This is a genomic window from Pseudomonas sp. BMS12 (assembly GCF_001592875.1).
GTDB lineage: Bacteria > Pseudomonadota > Gammaproteobacteria > Pseudomonadales > Pseudomonadaceae > Aquipseudomonas.
Window position 1 is genome coordinate 1 of sequence record NZ_LSOF01000003.1, and the last position, 15,233, is coordinate 15,233.

Annotated in this window: 18 protein-coding genes; 15 read left to right on the forward strand and 3 right to left on the reverse strand. The window is 64.1% G+C overall.

Annotated features, from left to right (window positions below; all coding sequences use genetic code 11):
• A partial coding sequence (locus AYB31_RS01060; protein WP_153020618.1) for an amidohydrolase family protein occupies positions 1-211 on the forward strand: 211 nt, incomplete at its 5' end.
• 60 nt (positions 212-271) lie between these two features.
• On the opposite strand, the gene AYB31_RS01065 is transcribed toward AYB31_RS01060, so the two are convergent.
• Positions 272-670, reverse strand: a complete 399-nt coding sequence (locus AYB31_RS01065) for an NINE protein (RefSeq protein ID WP_068824906.1) — start codon at positions 668-670, stop codon at positions 272-274.
• A 102-nt stretch (positions 671-772) separates the two neighbouring features.
• Between AYB31_RS01065 and AYB31_RS01070 the strand changes: the two genes are divergently transcribed.
• Positions 773-1,984: a putative DNA modification/repair radical SAM protein gene (locus AYB31_RS01070; RefSeq protein WP_068824908.1), complete on the forward strand. Its 1,212-nt coding sequence runs from the start codon at positions 773-775 to the stop codon at positions 1,982-1,984.
• The gene (locus AYB31_RS21675) at positions 1,981-3,363 is read left to right on the forward strand and encodes a TIGR03915 family putative DNA repair protein (protein ID WP_161489370.1); all 1,383 of its coding nucleotides are present in this window, start codon (positions 1,981-1,983) and stop codon (positions 3,361-3,363) included. The genes AYB31_RS01070 and AYB31_RS21675 overlap by 4 nt, the downstream gene beginning before the upstream one ends.
• On the opposite strand, the gene AYB31_RS01080 is transcribed toward AYB31_RS21675, so the two are convergent.
• Positions 3,364-4,509: a PilT/PilU family type 4a pilus ATPase gene (locus AYB31_RS01080; protein WP_068824912.1), complete on the reverse strand. Its 1,146-nt coding sequence runs from the start codon at positions 4,507-4,509 to the stop codon at positions 3,364-3,366.
• Positions 4,510-4,557: 48 nt separating this feature from the next.
• The gene (locus AYB31_RS01085) at positions 4,558-5,592 is read right to left on the reverse strand and encodes a type IV pilus twitching motility protein PilT (protein ID WP_068824914.1); all 1,035 of its coding nucleotides are present in this window, start codon (positions 5,590-5,592) and stop codon (positions 4,558-4,560) included.
• Positions 5,593-5,664: 72 nt separating this feature from the next.
• Here AYB31_RS01085 and AYB31_RS01090 point away from each other — a divergent pair, with 72 nt between their 5' ends.
• The 12 genes from AYB31_RS01090 to AYB31_RS01145 all read left to right on the forward strand — a co-directional run bounded on the left by AYB31_RS01090 (position 5,665) and on the right by AYB31_RS01145 (position 15,043).
• A complete protein-coding gene (locus tag AYB31_RS01090; protein WP_068824916.1) occupies positions 5,665-6,369 on the forward strand; it encodes a YggS family pyridoxal phosphate-dependent enzyme in 705 nt (234 codons plus the stop codon).
• A complete protein-coding gene (gene proC / locus AYB31_RS01095) occupies positions 6,366-7,184 on the forward strand; it encodes a pyrroline-5-carboxylate reductase (protein WP_068824918.1) in 819 nt (272 codons plus the stop codon). The genes AYB31_RS01090 and proC overlap by 4 nt, the downstream gene beginning before the upstream one ends.
• Before the next feature lie 9 nt (positions 7,185-7,193).
• Positions 7,194-7,784, forward strand: coding sequence for a YggT family protein (locus AYB31_RS01100; protein ID WP_068824920.1), 591 nt, complete (start codon positions 7,194-7,196; stop codon positions 7,782-7,784).
• Complete coding sequence (locus AYB31_RS01105) at positions 7,781-8,077, forward strand: DUF167 domain-containing protein (protein WP_068824922.1); 297 nt, start codon at positions 7,781-7,783, stop codon at positions 8,075-8,077. The genes AYB31_RS01100 and AYB31_RS01105 overlap by 4 nt, the downstream gene beginning before the upstream one ends.
• Positions 8,078-8,229: 152 nt before the next feature.
• Complete coding sequence (locus AYB31_RS01110) at positions 8,230-10,218, forward strand: dynamin-like GTPase family protein (RefSeq protein ID WP_068824924.1); 1,989 nt, start codon at positions 8,230-8,232, stop codon at positions 10,216-10,218.
• 99 nt (positions 10,219-10,317) lie between these two features.
• Positions 10,318-11,457: a homoserine O-succinyltransferase MetX gene (metX, locus tag AYB31_RS01115; protein WP_068824926.1), complete on the forward strand. Its 1,140-nt coding sequence runs from the start codon at positions 10,318-10,320 to the stop codon at positions 11,455-11,457.
• A gap of 2 nt (positions 11,458-11,459) precedes the next feature.
• Positions 11,460-12,080 carry a methionine biosynthesis protein MetW gene (metW, locus tag AYB31_RS01120; protein ID WP_068824928.1) on the forward strand — a complete coding sequence of 207 codons (621 nt, stop codon included), beginning with the start codon at positions 11,460-11,462 and terminating at the stop codon, positions 12,078-12,080.
• 26 nt (positions 12,081-12,106) lie between these two features.
• A complete protein-coding gene (locus AYB31_RS01125) occupies positions 12,107-12,526 on the forward strand; it encodes a DUF4426 domain-containing protein (RefSeq protein WP_068824930.1) in 420 nt (139 codons plus the stop codon).
• Positions 12,523-13,119, forward strand: coding sequence for an RdgB/HAM1 family non-canonical purine NTP pyrophosphatase (rdgB, locus tag AYB31_RS01130; RefSeq protein ID WP_068824932.1), 597 nt, complete (start codon positions 12,523-12,525; stop codon positions 13,117-13,119). The genes AYB31_RS01125 and rdgB overlap by 4 nt, the downstream gene beginning before the upstream one ends.
• A gap of 32 nt (positions 13,120-13,151) precedes the next feature.
• Positions 13,152-14,306 (forward strand): radical SAM family heme chaperone HemW, encoded by a 1,155-nt coding sequence (gene hemW, locus AYB31_RS01135; protein ID WP_068824934.1) that lies wholly within the window; start codon positions 13,152-13,154, stop codon positions 14,304-14,306.
• A 125-nt stretch (positions 14,307-14,431) separates the two neighbouring features.
• Positions 14,432-14,755, forward strand: coding sequence for a DUF3392 domain-containing protein (locus AYB31_RS01140; RefSeq protein ID WP_068824936.1), 324 nt, complete (start codon positions 14,432-14,434; stop codon positions 14,753-14,755).
• Positions 14,756-14,788: 33 nt separating this feature from the next.
• A complete protein-coding gene (locus tag AYB31_RS01145) occupies positions 14,789-15,043 on the forward strand; it encodes a hypothetical protein (protein ID WP_068824938.1) in 255 nt (84 codons plus the stop codon).
• The last annotated feature ends 190 nt before the right edge of the window (positions 15,044-15,233 follow it).

Here is a 15,233-nt window from a genome sequence, read left to right on the forward strand (position 1 = left end):
GACCAGCGGCCCGGCCAGGGCCCTGCGCCTGCCCGCCGGGCGCCTGGCCGTCGGCGCACCGGCCGACCTGCTGCTGTTCGATGCCGAGGGCCAGACCCTGGCCGGCGAAACCTGGCGCTCCAGGGGCAACAACTGCCCCTTCATCGGTCACTGCCTGCCCGGACAGGTGCGCTACACCCTGGTGGACGGGCGCATCAGCTATCAGAGCTGAGGCGCAACACCATGAACATGAAAAAGCCCGCCGATTGGCGGGCTTTTTCATGGCGCGGACTCAAGCTCGCGAGGCATTCTTGATCGATATCTGGGTATTCAACGTCCAGAAGTCATACAGCACGCCGATCAGGAACAGCCCGCCGGTGAACAGATAGATGATCCCGGTGATCCACTTGCCCTGGTACATGCGGTGTACACCGAATACGCCGAGGAAGGTCAGCAGTATCCAGGCCACGTTGTAGTCGGTATCACCTGCGGTAAAACGCAGATCCGCCTCGCGATCCATCGCCGGAATCAGGAACAGGTCGATGATCCAGCCTATGAACAGCAGACCCAGGGTGAAGAACCAGATGGTCCCGGTCACCGGCTTGCCGTAGTAGAAACGGTGCGCGCCGAGGAAGCCGAAGATCCAGAGCAGATAACCGATGACCTTGCTGTGGGTGTCCTGTCGTTGCATAAAAGCTCCTTGTTGAATATGGCACTGACGATTGGTCGGCATGGGCTCTTGCACGAAAAGCAGCCCGCGGAATACTGTATATAAAAACAGTATTAATGACCCATGGAACTGATCACCAAACTAACCGTATTGGCCGACGCGGCCAAGTACGACGTGTCCTGCGCCAGCAGCGGCGCCCCCAAACGCGACTCGCGCGGCAAGTCCGGCCTGGGCGCCACCAACGGCATGGGCATCTGCCACAGCTTCACGCCTGACGGGCGTTGCGTGTCGCTGCTGAAGATCCTGCTGACCAACTTCTGTCTGTATGACTGCCAGTACTGCGTCAATCGCCGCTCCAGCGATGTTCCACGGGCCCGCTTCACGCCCGAGGAAGTGGTGAAACTGACCCTGGACTTCTACCGGCGCAACTGCATCAGCGGCCTGTTCCTCAGCTCGGGCATCATCCGCTCGGCCGACTACACCATGGAGCAGCTGGTTCAGGTGGCTCGCCTGCTGCGCGAAGAGCACGAGTTTCGCGGCTACATCCACCTCAAGACCATTCCCGATGCCTCACCCGAATTGATCACGCTGGCCGGACGCTACGCCGACCGCCTCAGCGTCAATATCGAGCTGCCCAGCGAGAGCAGCCTGGTTCGCCTGGCGCCGGAGAAGAGCGTCGGCAGCATCCGGCAGGCCATGGGCGCGATCCGCCTCGGCGTCGATGAAGCAACCGAGGAGAAACGCGGCCCGGCATTCGCACCGGCTGGCCAGAGCACGCAGATGATCGTTGGCGCCGACGATACCGACGACCGTAGCATTCTCGACACGGCGCAGAATCTTTATGGCAAGTACCGCCTCAAGCGCGTGTATTACTCGGCATTCAGTCCTATCCCGCACAGCCCCGACAGCGTGCCGCTCCAGGCTCCCCCACTGTTGCGCGAACACCGCCTGTACCAGGCCGACTTCCTTATGCGCGGCTACGGGTTTCAGGCCACCGAGCTGCTCGCGACGCCCGGCAACCTGGCGCTGGACATCGACCCCAAACTGGCCTGGGCGCTGGCCAACCGCGAGCAGTTCCCGCTCGACCTGAACCGCGCCGATGCAGCGCTGATCGCCCGCGTACCGGGCATTGGTGTACTCAGCGCCAGGCGTCTGGTCGATCTACGCAGGGAACGGCGCATTCGCTATCTGGATCTGGTCCGCCTGCGCTGTGCGGTGGACAAGGCCAAGCCCTTCATCGTCACCCAGGACTACCGGCCACAACAGGCCAGCCTGGAGTCTTCCGCACTGCGCCGCCAGCTCAGCGACACACCTGCACAGATGGCATTGTGGTGATCTACACAGCCTTCTTCGATGGCAGCTTCGCTGGCTGGCGCAACGAGGCCCGTCGTTTGGTGCTGGCTGGCATGGAGCCGCAACAGATTGCCTGGGAAGTCGGTGAAGTCAGCGCCACTCTCGACATGTTCTGTGCAGCGGATGCTCAGCCAGGCCGATCAATGACCGCAACCATCCCGATACCGCGACAACTGTTCGAGCTACTCCAGATCGCAGCATGCTTCCGCGGCGATAACCGTTGGGGGCTTCTCTACCGAATTCTCTGGCGAGTCTGCCGAGGTGAGCGAAGCGCGATGCTGGCCGGTGACCCGGATGGTTCACAGCTGCATCGGCGGATCAAGGCTGTGCGCCGCGAAATCCATCATACGCATGCTTTCCTGCGCTTTCGCAGCCTCCCCGAAAGCCCGGAGTCGCCGTGCTTCATCGCCTGGCACGAACCCGCCCACGATATTCTGCACCTGGCTGTCGAGCACTTCGCCGCACGCATGGGCAAGACCCACTGGCTGATCGTCACGCCTGAAGGGGCCGCCCATTGGAACGGCGAGAAGATGTCACTCACCCTGCCCTGTCCACCCGCGCTGACAGAGCTCGCCCGCGCCGCAGCGGAAGAGGACGATGGGCTATGGGTTGCCTACTACAAAAGCACATTCAACCCGGCGCGACTGAACAAGGAATGCCTGGAGCGAAGTCTGCCAGTGCGCTTCTGGAAGAACCTGCCCGAAGGTTCGGCAATTCCCGAGCTCATGAGCCAGGCACGCTGCGGCGGGCAATCGCACGGCCAGTTCGCCGGCGTAACGCACATGCCTGGTCACGTCATCGGCACGAAGAGCAGCGAAAAACGCTGCCAGAGCTGCCCACGACGAACGGGGCAACAGCCAGCCATATCAGCAGAACAGTGCGGCCTTGTCCTGTTAGCCGACCAGCCAGGTGCCCGCCCCTTCGGAGGCGCCGCAGGAAGGCTTATGGACCAGGCGCTACGGGATGTCGGGCTGGATCGCAGCCAGGTCTACCTGACGTACGCGGTCAAACATTTCAATCCACTGGTGGAAATCAAGGCACGGGCGCGACAGCAACTGCTTAAACCATCAAGAGAAGAAATCGCACACTGCCGCCCCTGCCTGCAAACCGAGCTGAGCCATCTACAACCCAAGGCGATCCTGGCACTGGGACAAACAGCGACCCAGGCACTGCTGGGCGACAACAGCGAATTCGACAAGCTGTATGGTCATCTCGTGGAGGATGAAGCCGGCCGAAAAGTCCTGATCGGTGACCACCCTAGCGAGCTGCTATGGAACCATCCGACAGGCCGCCAGTGGGCCTACGACGCTCTGCTGCTGTCTCTGCGGCAGGCAAAGCGCCTCTGCGGGATAGGCACTTGATCAGCGAAAGCGTCGCCCCGGATCTTCCTCGCTGACTTCCAGGCTGAGCCCCTGGCTCATGCTGGTCAGGTGATCGCCATCGGTCTCCGAACCCAGCTTGATCAGCAGGCGCAGGTCGTTGGCCGAGTCGGCGTAGAGCAGGGCGTCCTCGTAGGTGATCTCGCCCTGGCTATAGAGGTTGTACAGGGCCTGGTCGAAGGTCTGCATGCCCAGCTCGGTGGAGCGCTTCATCAGCGCCTTGAGCTCGTGCACCTCGCCCTTGCGGATCAGGTCGGCGGCCAGCGGGGTGTTGATCAACACCTCGATCACCGCGCGGCGGCCCTTGCCGTCCGGAGTCGGCACCAGTTGCTGGGCGACGATGGCCTTGAGGTTGAGCGACAGATCCATCCACACCTGGTTGTGCCGGTCCGGCGGGAAGAAGTTGATGATCCGGTCCAGCGCCTGGTTGGCGTTGTTGGCGTGCAGGGTGGCCAGCGCCAGGTGACCGGTTTCGGCGAAGGCCACCGCGTAGTCCATGGTCTCGCGGGTGCGGATCTCGCCGATCAGAATCACGTCCGGCGCCTGGCGCAGGGTGTTCTTCAGCGCCACCTCGAAGGACTCGGTGTCGATGCCGACTTCGCGCTGGGTGACGATGCAGTTCTGGTGCTGGTGGATGTACTCGATCGGGTCTTCGATGGAGATGATGTGGCCACTGGTGTTCTTATTACGGTAGCCGATCATCGCCGCCAGCGAGGTGGACTTACCGGTACCGGTAGCACCGACGAACAGCACCATGCCGCGCTTGGTCAGCGCCAGCTTCTTCAACACCTCGGGCAACTTGAGATCGTCGAGGGTCGGGATATTGGTCTCGATGCGGCGCAGCACCATGCCCGCCAGGTTGCGCTGGTAGAAGGCACTGACGCGGAAGCGACCAACGCCGCGAGCGCTGATGGCGAAGTTGCATTCGTGGTTCTCGGTGAACTCGCGGCGCTGCTGCTCGTTCATCACCGAGTGCACCGTTTCGCGGGTCTGCTCCGGCGACATGGGATTCTTGGTCACCGGCATGATCTTGCCGTTGACCTTCATCGACGGTGGTACGCCGGCGGTGATGAACAGGTCGGAACCACCCTTCTCCACCATCAGACGCAACAGTTTTTCAAATTCCATCTTTCCCGCCCGTGTCTTTCAGCTGTGGCGACTTGAGCCGCCTTGTTTTTAGAAGTTTTCCGGTGTCTTGGCTTTCTCGCGAGCACTCTCGCGAGCGATCAGACCTTTGCTCAGCAGGTTCTTCAGGCAGGCATCAAGGGTCTGCATGCCCAACGAGCCGCCGGTCTGGATGGCCGAATACATCTGCGCCACCTTGTCCTCGCGGATCAGGTTACGAATCGCCGGGGTGCCGATCATGATCTCGTGCGCCGCCACGCGGCCGCCGCCGACCTTCTTCAGCAGGGTCTGCGAAATCACCGCCTGCAGCGATTCGGAGAGCATGGAGCGAACCATGGACTTCTCCTCGGCAGGGAACACGTCGACCACGCGGTCGATGGTCTTGGCCGCAGAGGTGGTGTGCAGGGTGCCGAATACCAAGTGACCGGTTTCCGCGGCTGTCAGCGCCAGGCGGATGGTCTCCAGATCGCGCATCTCACCCACCAGGATGATGTCCGGGTCTTCACGCAGGGCCGAACGCAGAGCCTCGGAGAAGCCGTGCGTATCGCGGTGCACCTCACGCTGGTTGACCAGGCACTTCTTCGACTCGTGAACGAATTCGATCGGGTCTTCGATGGTGAGGATGTGGTGGTACTTGTTGTTGTTCAGGTAGTCGAGCATGGCCGCCAGGGTGGTCGACTTGCCCGAACCGGTCGGGCCGGTAACCAGTACCAGGCCGCGCGGCACGTCGGTGATCTTCTTGAACACCTCGCCCATGCCCAGGTCTTCCATGCTCAGGACCTTGGATGGAATGGTCCGGAACACGGCGCCGGCGCCGCGGTTCTGGTTGAAGGCGTTGACCCGGAAACGAGCGACACCGGGCACCTCGAAGGAAAAGTCGGTCTCGAGGAATTCCTCGTAATCCTTGCGCTGCTTGTCGTTCATGATGTCGTAGATCAGCGCATGGACCTGTTTGTGGTCCATCGGCGGCAGGTTGATCCGCCGTACGTCACCGTCGACTCGAATCATCGGCGGCAGACCCGCCGAGAGGTGCAGGTCCGACGCGCCTTGCTTGGCGCTGAAGGCGAGCAGCTCGGTAATATCCATGGGACTCCCCAATCACATGCAAGCAGGTAGAATGCCGCAGACCCCTGATGGGCGGGCTATAGAGCGCAAGTAATGTCCACGATAGCAGAGAATATTGCAAAGGTTCGCGCGCGTATCCGTGAGGCGGCGCAAGCCTCGCAGCGCGATTCGGCGGCAATCGGCCTGCTCGCCGTGAGCAAGACCAAACCCGCCGCCGCCATTCGCGACGCCTTCGCCAGCGGCCAGCGCGACTTCGGTGAAAACTACCTGCAGGAAGCCCTGAGCAAACAGGCCGAACTGAGCGACCTGGACTTGATCTGGCACTTCATCGGCCCCATTCAATCGAACAAGACCAAGGCGCTGGCCGAACACTTCGACTGGGTGCACTCCGTAGACCGCCTGAAGATCGCCCAGCGCCTGTCCGAACAACGCCCCGCGCACCTGCCGCCACTGAACATCTGCCTGCAAGTGAATGTCAGCGGCGAGGCCAGCAAATCCGGCTGCACGCCGCAAGAGCTGCCGGCACTGGCACGGACCGTTACACAACTGCCACACCTGAAACTGCGTGGATTGATGACAATCCCCGAACCGAGCGACGACCCACTGCTCCAACGCGCACCACTCGCCGAGCTGCGCCGCCTGCGCGACGCGCTGAACCTGGATCTCGACTGCCTGTCCATGGGCATGAGTCAGGATCTGGAGGCCGCCGTGGCCGAAGGCGCCACCTGGGTACGCATCGGCACGGCGCTGTTCGGCAGCCGCGACTACGGCACCACCAATAAAGGAAGCGAACAATGAGCCACCCGCGTATCGCCTTCATCGGCGCCGGCAACATGGCCACCAGCCTGATCGGCGGCCTACTGGCGCAGGGCATCCCGGCCAGCCATATCCGCGCCAGCGATCCGGGCGCCGAGCAGCGCGCCAAGGTCGCCAGCGAATACGGTATCGAGCTGTTCAAGAGCAACGCCGACGCCGTCAGCGGTGCCGACCTGGTGGTGCTGGCGACCAAGCCGCAGGTACTCAAGAGTGTATGCCAGACCCTGGCGCCCAGCCTGCAACCTAACCAACTGATCGTATCCATCGCCGCCGGCATCACCTGCGCCAGCCTGAACAACTGGCTCGGTGACGTCGCCATCGTGCGCTGCATGCCCAACACCCCGGCGCTGCTGCGCCAGGGCGTCAGCGGGCTGTTTGCCAACGCCAAGGTGTCCGCCGCGCAGCGCCAGCAGGCCGAGCAGCTGTTGAGCGCCGTGGGCCTGGCCCTGTGGCTCGACGAGGAACACCTGATCGATGCGGTCACTGCCGTCTCCGGCAGCGGCCCGGCCTATTTCTTCCTGCTGATCGAGGCGATGACCGCCGCCGGCGAACAGCTCGGCCTGCCCCGCGCCACCGCCGCCCAGCTGACGCTGCAGACCGCCCTAGGCGCTGCACGCATGGCCTGCGAGAGCGATGTCGATGCCGCCGAGCTGCGGCGCCGGGTCACCTCGCCCAACGGCACCACCGAAGCGGCGATCAAGAGCTTCCAGGCCGGCGGCTTCGAGGCCCTGGTGCAACAGGCGCTGAATGCCGCCGCCAGCCGCTCCGCAGAACTTGCCGAACAACTGGGCCAATAAGGAACCCTCATGAACGGACTGAACACCGCCGCCATCTACGTCCTGCAGACCCTCGGCAGCCTCTACCTGCTGATCGTCCTGCTGCGCTTCGTCCTGCAGCTGGTACGTGCCGACTTCTACAACCCGCTCAGCCAGTTTGCCGTCAAGGCCACCCAATCGCTGCTCAAGCCGCTGCGGCGGATCATCCCTGGCTTCGGCGGCCTCGACCTGGCCTCGCTGCTGCTGGCCATTCTGGTACAGCTGGTGATCATGGGGCTGACCCTGCTGCTGGCTTACGGCACGCTGGGCAACCCACTGCAGCTGCTGGTATGGGCCGTGATCGGGGTGACCTCGCTGTTCCTCAAGATCTTCTTCTTCGCCCTGATCATCAGCGTGATCCTGTCCTGGGTCGCACCGGGTAGCTACAACCCCGGCGCCCAGCTGGTCAATCAGATCTGCGAGCCGCTGCTGGCGCCCTTCCGCAAGTTGCTGCCGAGCCTCGGCGGCCTGGATATCTCGCCGATCTTCGCCTTCATCGCGATCAACCTGATAGACATGCTGGTGGTCAAGAACCTGGCAGCCATGAGCCACATGCCGGCGGTACTCGGCCTGCTGATGTGAGTTGGTTCCGCTGGGACGGCGACGACCTGCTACTCGATTGCCATCTGCAACCCAAGGCGAGCAAGGACGAGTTCGCCGGTCTGCACGGCGAGCGCCTGAAGATCCGCCTCACCGCGCCGCCGGTGGACGGCAAGGCCAACGCCCAGCTGCTGGCGTTTCTCGGCCAGGCATTCGGCGTGGCCAAGAGCCAGGTGCGTCTGGAGAGCGGCGAACTGAACCGACAGAAGCGAGTGCGTATCCAGGCGCCGCGCCAGTTGCCTGCCCTGCCGGGACTGACCGCTCGGTCGTCCTGAGCAACCACCGGGCCGGAGTTGTGAACCAGCGCAATTGACGCCTGCTACAGCCTCCGCATAATGCGGGCATCTTCGGCGAAGCTCCGCACATTTTCGCGGCGCCACCGACAGCCCGCCTACCGCAGGATGCGCAACCCCAGAGGAGCGCCAGGATGAGCATGGAACGTCTCAGTCAGCAGGTCGATGCCTACGTAGCCTGGAAGCGCGAGCTGATGCGCGAGATCACCCGCTATCGCAGCTGGCTGGCGCACAACCGCCTCGGCTCGGATGCGATGGACACGCGCCTGGAGCGCGCCTTGCGCCTGCTGCGTACCGATCACATCACCCTGGCCTTCGTCGGCGAGTTCTCGCGCGGCAAGACCGAGCTGATCAACAGCCTGTTCTTCTCCGAATACGGCCAGCGCATGCTGCCGTCCCAGGCCGGGCGCACCACCATGTGCCCCACCGAGTTGTTCTTCGACCCGCGCTCGGAACGTTCCTATATCCGCCTGCTGCCCATCGAAACGCGCATGACCGACGCCAGCGTGGCGCAGTTCAAGCGTATCCCGCGGCACTGGGTGAACATCCCGCTGGACCCCAGCGATCCCAGCAGCATGGCCCTGGCCTTCGCCCAGGTGGCCAAGACCAAGCCGATGGCGGTGGAGCAGGCGATCCAGCTCGGCTTCCTGCCGGAGATGCTGGAGTCGACCGGCAAACCCGGCCAGGTACTGGTACCGGCCTGGCGCCACGCCATGGTCAATTTCGACCACCCGCTGCTGCGCCAGGGCCTGCGCATTCTCGACACCCCCGGCCTGAACGCCCTCGGCTCCGAGCCGGAGCTGACCCTGTCGATGCTGCCGAGCGCCCAGGCGATCATCTTCCTGCTGTCCGCCGATACCGGCGTCACCGCCAGCGACATGGCGATCTGGCAAGAGCACATCCGCCAGCTCGACGAAGACACCCAGGCCAGCCTGTTCGCCGTGTTGAACAAGATCGACATCCTGTGGGACGACCTGGCCGGCGAGGAATTCGTGCAGAAGGCCATCGGCCTGGTGCAGAGCACCACGGCCAAGCAGCTCGGCATCCCCGCCGCCAGCGTGCTGCCGCTATCGGCCAAGCAGGCGCTGCTGGCCAAGGTGCGCAACGACGAGGCGCTGCTCGCCCGTAGCCAACTGGCCAACCTGGAAAACCTGTTGTGCGAGCGCATCGTCGCGCAGAAGGAACGCCTGCTCGAAGACCGCGTGGTCAATCAGGTGCTGGCCCTGCTCAACAACAGCCAGCATGTGCTCAGCCTGCGCCTGGAAAAAGTGCGCGAGCAGCAGCACCTGCTGACCACCCACCAGAACGACAACGGCCAGTTGCTATTCGAGCTGACCGCCAAGACCAAGGACGACCACAGCCAGCATCACAAGCGCCTGCTCGGCCTGAAGACCAACCAGCGCCTGCTGCGTCGCCAGGGCGAACTGCTGCGCGCCGCGGTACGCCCGGAACGCCTGGAGCAGCACCTGGCCCAGGTGCGCCAGGGCCTGGGCAGCAGCTGGACCACCCTGGGCATCAACCAGGCCATCGTGCAGTTCTTCCGCAATGTCGATCACGACCTCGGCAACCTGGCCCAGGAGGCCGAGATGGCCAACAAGATGGTTGCCGCCATCTACCGTCGGCACAACGAGGAAAACCCGCTGCACGGCGTCGACGCCCCGCAGTTCAACAGCCAGCGCTACCAGCGCGAGCTGAAACAGCTGCGCGACAAGGCCGACCAGTTCCGCCTGCACCTGAAGACCCTGCTCACCGAGCAGCGCAGCCTGACCCGGCGCTTCTTCGCCACCCTGGTGCAGGAAGTCATCGGCCTGCACCAGCGCCTGCGCAACGACGCCGAGCAGTGGGCCAGCGACGCGCTGATGCCGCTGATGCAGCACACCCTGGAGCACAAGCAGTTGCTGGAAACCCACATGCTGCGACTCAAGGCCCTGGCCCAGGAAACCCAGCAGGCGCGCCAGCGTGGCCAGCAACTGGCCGGCTACACCGCACAGCTGGAAACCCAGCTGGCCCAGGCCAACGAGATGCTCCGCGCGCTGCGCCGACCGGCCCCCATCCAGCGCCAGGGCAAGGTCGTCAGCCTGCCTACCGCGATCCGCTCGCAGAGTGCCTCGGACCAGGCCTGAAAGCCCCTAGATTCAGGCACTTGCCCACGGCCTCCGGCGCTTGCTGCCGGGGGCCGTGCTCTTTAGACTGCTGCACTTCCTCGAACGAGAGCAGGGTCGATGCCAACTGATTTTCCCGCCGATTCCGTTGGCCTGGTCACGCCGCAGAGCGCTCGCTTCAGCGAACCGCTGGCACTGGTCTGTGGGCGCAGCCTGGCCGACTACCAACTGGTCTACGAGACCTACGGCACGCTCAATGCCAGCGCTAGCAATGCCGTACTGATCTGCCACGCCCTCTCCGGCCATCACCATGCCGCCGGCTATCACAGCTCGCAAGACCGCAAGCCGGGCTGGTGGGACAGCTGCATCGGCCCGGGCAAACCGATCGACACCGACAAGTTCTTCGTCGTCAGCCTCAACAACCTCGGCGGCTGCAACGGCTCCACCGGCCCGTCCAGCCTCAATCCGGCCAGCGGCAAGCCCTACGGCGCCGACTTCCCGGTGATGACCGTGGAAGACTGGGTACATAGCCAGGCGCGCCTGGCCGATCTGCTCGGCATCCAGCAATGGGCCGCAGTGGTCGGCGGCAGCCTCGGCGGCATGCAGGCCCTGCAGTGGGCCATCAGCTATCCCGAGCGTATCCGCCACTGCCTGTGCATCGCCTCGGCACCCAAGCTGTCTGCGCAGAACATCGCCTTCAACGAAGTGGCGCGCCAGGCCATCCTCACCGACCCGGAATTCCACGGCGGGCACTTCCAGGAGCACGGCGTGATTCCCAAGCGCGGCCTGATGCTGGCGCGTATGGTCGGCCACATCACCTACCTGTCGGACGACGCCATGGGCGAGAAATTCGGCCGCGAACTGAAGACCGACAAGCTCAACTACGACTTCCACAGCGTCGAGTTCCAGGTCGAGAGCTACCTGCGCTACCAGGGCGAGGAGTTCTCAGGGCGTTTCGATGCCAACACCTACGTGCTGATGACCAAGGCGCTGGACTACTTCGACCCGGCCGCCGCCCATGGTGACGATCTGGCCAAGACCCTGGCCAACGTCAAGGCGGACTTCTGCCTGATGTCGTTCACTACCGACTGGCGGTTTTCGCCGGCACGCTCGCGAGAGATCGTCGACGCCCTGCTGGCGGCGAAAAAGAACGTCTGCTACCTGGAGATCGACGCACCGCAGGGCCATGACGCCTTTCTCATGCCGATTCCGCGCTATCTCCAGGGTTTCGGCGCCTACATGAATCGGATCGAGGTATGAGCATGCGCGCGGATCTGGACATCATCCAGGAGTGGATTCCGAGCGGCAGCCAGGTACTCGACCTCGGCTGCGGCGACGGCGAACTGCTGGCCTGGCTGCGCCAGCACAAGCAGGTCAGCGGCTATGGCCTGGAGATCGACCCGGAGAAAATCGCCACCTGCATCGAGCGCGGGGTCAACGTGATCGAGCAGAACCTCGACGAAGGCCTGGGCAACTTTGCCGACAACAGCTTCGACGTGGTGGTCATGACCCAGTCGCTGCAGGCCCTGCGCTACCCGGACAAGGTATTGGCGGAAATGCTGCGGGTCGGCAAGACCTGCATCATCACCTTCCCCAACTTCGGCCACTGGCGCTGCCGCTGGTATCTCTCCAGCAAGGGCCGTATGCCGGTTTCCGACTTCCTGCCGTACACCTGGTACAACACGCCGAACATCCACTTCTGCACCTTCGAGGATTTCGAGCGCCTGTGCCGCCAGCAGGGTGCGCGCATCGAGGAGCGCCTGGCTGTCGACCGCGAGCATCGCCACGGCTGGGCCAGCCGGATCTGGCCTAATCTACTGGGTGAGATCGGTATCTATCGCGTCTGCGGGGCCGGCCTGGCCGATCACCGCGTAGCCATCTAACCCGCCCGACGCCACGGAGGATCACCATGCGCCATTTCGCATCCCTGCTGCTATGCCTGCTCATCGCCCTGCCCGCCGCCGCCGAGCGCAAAGAAACCTTCGGCGAACTGGATGTGCACTACAGCGTGTTCAACTCCAGCTTCCTGCAACCGGACATCGCCGCGGCTGCGGGGCTGACCCGCAGCAAGACGGTCGGCGTGCTCAACATCGCCGCACTCAAGGGCGGCAAGGGCCAACCGGCCAAGGTCAGCGGTACGCTGAAGAACCTGCTGGGCCAGACCAGCGAGCTGCAGTTCAAGCAGGTGCTGGAAAGCGGCGCCGTCTACTACCTGGCCGAGTTCCCTCTGCGCGAGCGCGAGATCCTGACCTTCAGCATCCAGGTACAACTCGGCGACGCCGCCCCGCACACCCTCACCTTCAACCAGGAAGTGTTCCCGGACGAATGATGCCTTTCACCGAACTCGTGCTGGCCAGCCACAACGCCGGCAAGCTCAAGGAACTCCAGGCCATGCTGGGCGACGCCGTGCGCGTACGCTCGGTCGGCGAATTCTCTAGCGTGGAGCCGGAAGAGACTGGCCTGTCCTTCGTCGAGAACGCCATCCTCAAGGCGCGCAACGCAGCCCGCGTGTCCGGCCTGCCGGCGCTGGCCGACGACTCCGGCCTGGCGGTGGATGTGCTCGGCGGCGCCCCCGGCATCTACTCGGCGCGCTACGCCGACGGTCAGGGCGACGCGGCCAACAACGCCAAGCTGCTGGACGCCCTGAAGGACGTGGCGGACGCCGAGCGCAGTGCCCAGTTCGTCTGCGCCCTGGCGCTGGTGCGCCACGCCGACGACCCGCTGCCGATCCTCTGCGAAGGACTCTGGCACGGGCGCATCCTGCGCCAGGCGCGCGGCGCCAACGGCTTCGGCTACGACCCGCTGTTCTGGGTCGAGGAGCGCCAGTGCTCCAGCGCCGAACTCGCGCCCGCGGAGAAGAACCAGCTTAGCCATCGCGCCCGCGCCATGGCCCTGCTCAAGCAGCGCCTGGGGTTGGTGTGAGCCAGCAACCCTCCCCTCCACCCCCGGAGACAATGACCGGGGAGTGGAGCTTCCAGCTTCCCCCACTCGCGCTGTATATCCATATCCCCTGGTGCGTGCGCAAATGCCCGTACTGCGACTTCAATTCCCACGCTGCCGGGCCGAGCCTGCCCGAGGAAGAATATGTCGACGCCCTGCTCGCCGACCTGGACGCCGACCTCGGTCACGTCCACGGCCGTCCACTGACCTCGATCTTCTTCGGCGGCGGCACGCCCAGCCTGTTCTCGGCCAAGGCACTGGGCCGGCTGCTGCAGGGAGTGGAACAGCGCGTGCCGTTCGCCAGTGATATCGAGATCACTCTGGAGGCCAACCCCGGCACCTTCGAGCAAGCCAAGTTCCGCGACTACCGCAGCCTGGGCATCAACCGTCTGTCCATCGGCGTGCAGAGCTTCCAGGAAGCCAAACTCAAGGCCCTGGGCCGCATCCACGATGGTAACGAGGCAATCCGCGCCGCCGATATGGCGCGCGCCGCCGGCTTCGACAACTTCAATCTGGACCTGATGCACGGCCTGCCCGAGCAGAGCATTGAGGACGCCCTGTTCGACCTGCGCACCGCCATCGCCCAGGCACCGACGCATCTGTCCTGGTACCAGCTGACCATGGAACCCAACACGGTGTTCTGGAGCCAGCCGCCGCAGCTGCCCGAAGACGACCTGCTGTGGGATATCCAGGAAGCCGGCCAGGCCCTGCTGGCCGAGCACGGCTACCTGCAGTACGAAGTTTCCGCCTACGCCCAGCCGGGGCGCGCGGCACGCCACAACCTCAACTACTGGACCTTCGGTGACTTCCTCGGCATCGGCGCCGGCGCCCACGCCAAGCTCAGCGCGCCGGGCGGACGCATCCAGCGCACCTGGAAGACCCGCCTGCCCAAGGATTACCTCGCCCCGGGCAAAGCCTTCCAGGCTGGCGAGCGGATGCTGGATGCCGAGGAGTTGCCCTTCGAGTTTCTGATGAACGTCCTGCGCCTGAGCGATGGCGTCGCCGCCGAGCTGTTCACCCAGCGCACCGGCCAGCCCCTGGCCAGCCTGGACGCAGCGCGCCGCGAGGCCGAAACGCGCGGGCTACTGGTACGCGACCCGGCACGCCTGGTCGCCACCCGCGAAGGCCAGCTGTTCCTCAACGACCTGCTGCAGCATTTTCTGCCCTAAGCCCCGCTCGCAAACGGAGCCGGGCGACCGTTTGGCGAGCCGAGGGCCTGGCGCTTGCGCCTACCGCAGCCCGACCGACAGACGGTAAACTGCCGGCACCTCCATAATCACAACAAGGACACCCGATGGATCTCGTACTCGACCTGATCGCCACCCTCTCACGCTGGTGCCGCGGCAACCTGTACGACATTTCCCTGGCCATCATGGCCACCCTGTTCGTGTTGTTCGGGCCTGGCATCAATGCCTGGGTACAGCGCTCCATCAGCGGCCTCAATTTCGTCCTGCGCACGCTGATCTTCGTACTGGTCTGCGCCATCGGCTACGGCCTGGCCATCGTCTTCCTGACGCCCTGGCTGGCCAAGGGACTGGGTTACTTCAATAACTTCACCCTGTCGCCGGTGCTGCTACTAGTCTTCTTCCTGATCGGCGTACTGGCCGACCGCAGCTAGGGACGCCCACGGGGCGCCCGCACAGGAGCCCCCATGAAGCCGCTGAAGAATCTGTACCTGTATTTCCAGGACGGCCAACGCCTGGCACTGCGCTTCCCCAAACAGAGTGAAGACCCTGTCGATGTTGCCCGCAGCTTGCGCAAACAGCTGGAGTCGCCTTTTCTAAGCATCGAGGTGGACGGTGATCTGCTACTGATTCCACGCGAGAGCATCAAATACCTGCAGATCTGTCCGATGCCCGCCGCCCTGCCTGATCCGACGATCCTGGGCGCCGAGGTGATCGACTGAAGCCGCCAGCAGTCCTCCATTGACCATTTGGGAGGCCGCCATGAAACGCTTCGCTCCAGTCCTGCTGATCCTTACCAGCCTGCTCAATCCCGGCGCACTGGCAGAGCCCGCCAGTCCTTGCCTGCAGCGCACCCAGCCCGGCTGTCTTCCATAGCCACGCGGGGCTATCGCCAATCAATCTAATGCTCTC

Bases quoted from the DNA above. Each gene is read 5' to 3' on its own strand.
- AYB31_RS01065 (WP_068824906.1), bottom strand. From the start codon at position 670: ATGCAACGACAGGACACCCACAGCAAGGTCATCGGTTATCTGCTCTGG.
- AYB31_RS01070 (WP_068824908.1), top strand. From the start codon at position 773: ATGGAACTGATCACCAAACTAACCGTATTGGCCGACGCGGCCAAGTAC.
- AYB31_RS01080 (WP_068824912.1), bottom strand. From the start codon at position 4,509: ATGGAATTTGAAAAACTGTTGCGTCTGATGGTGGAGAAGGGTGGTTCC.
- AYB31_RS01085 (WP_068824914.1), bottom strand. From the start codon at position 5,592: ATGGATATTACCGAGCTGCTCGCCTTCAGCGCCAAGCAAGGCGCGTCG.
- AYB31_RS01090 (WP_068824916.1), top strand. From the start codon at position 5,665: ATGTCCACGATAGCAGAGAATATTGCAAAGGTTCGCGCGCGTATCCGT.
- proC (WP_068824918.1), top strand. From the start codon at position 6,366: ATGAGCCACCCGCGTATCGCCTTCATCGGCGCCGGCAACATGGCCACC.
- AYB31_RS01100 (WP_068824920.1), top strand. From the start codon at position 7,194: ATGAACGGACTGAACACCGCCGCCATCTACGTCCTGCAGACCCTCGGC.
- AYB31_RS01110 (WP_068824924.1), top strand. From the start codon at position 8,230: ATGAGCATGGAACGTCTCAGTCAGCAGGTCGATGCCTACGTAGCCTGG.
- metX (WP_068824926.1), top strand. From the start codon at position 10,318: ATGCCAACTGATTTTCCCGCCGATTCCGTTGGCCTGGTCACGCCGCAG.
- metW (WP_068824928.1), top strand. From the start codon at position 11,460: ATGCGCGCGGATCTGGACATCATCCAGGAGTGGATTCCGAGCGGCAGC.
- AYB31_RS01125 (WP_068824930.1), top strand. From the start codon at position 12,107: ATGCGCCATTTCGCATCCCTGCTGCTATGCCTGCTCATCGCCCTGCCC.
- rdgB (WP_068824932.1), top strand. From the start codon at position 12,523: ATGATGCCTTTCACCGAACTCGTGCTGGCCAGCCACAACGCCGGCAAG.
- hemW (WP_068824934.1), top strand. From the start codon at position 13,152: ATGACCGGGGAGTGGAGCTTCCAGCTTCCCCCACTCGCGCTGTATATC.
- AYB31_RS01140 (WP_068824936.1), top strand. From the start codon at position 14,432: ATGGATCTCGTACTCGACCTGATCGCCACCCTCTCACGCTGGTGCCGC.
- AYB31_RS01145 (WP_068824938.1), top strand. From the start codon at position 14,789: ATGAAGCCGCTGAAGAATCTGTACCTGTATTTCCAGGACGGCCAACGC.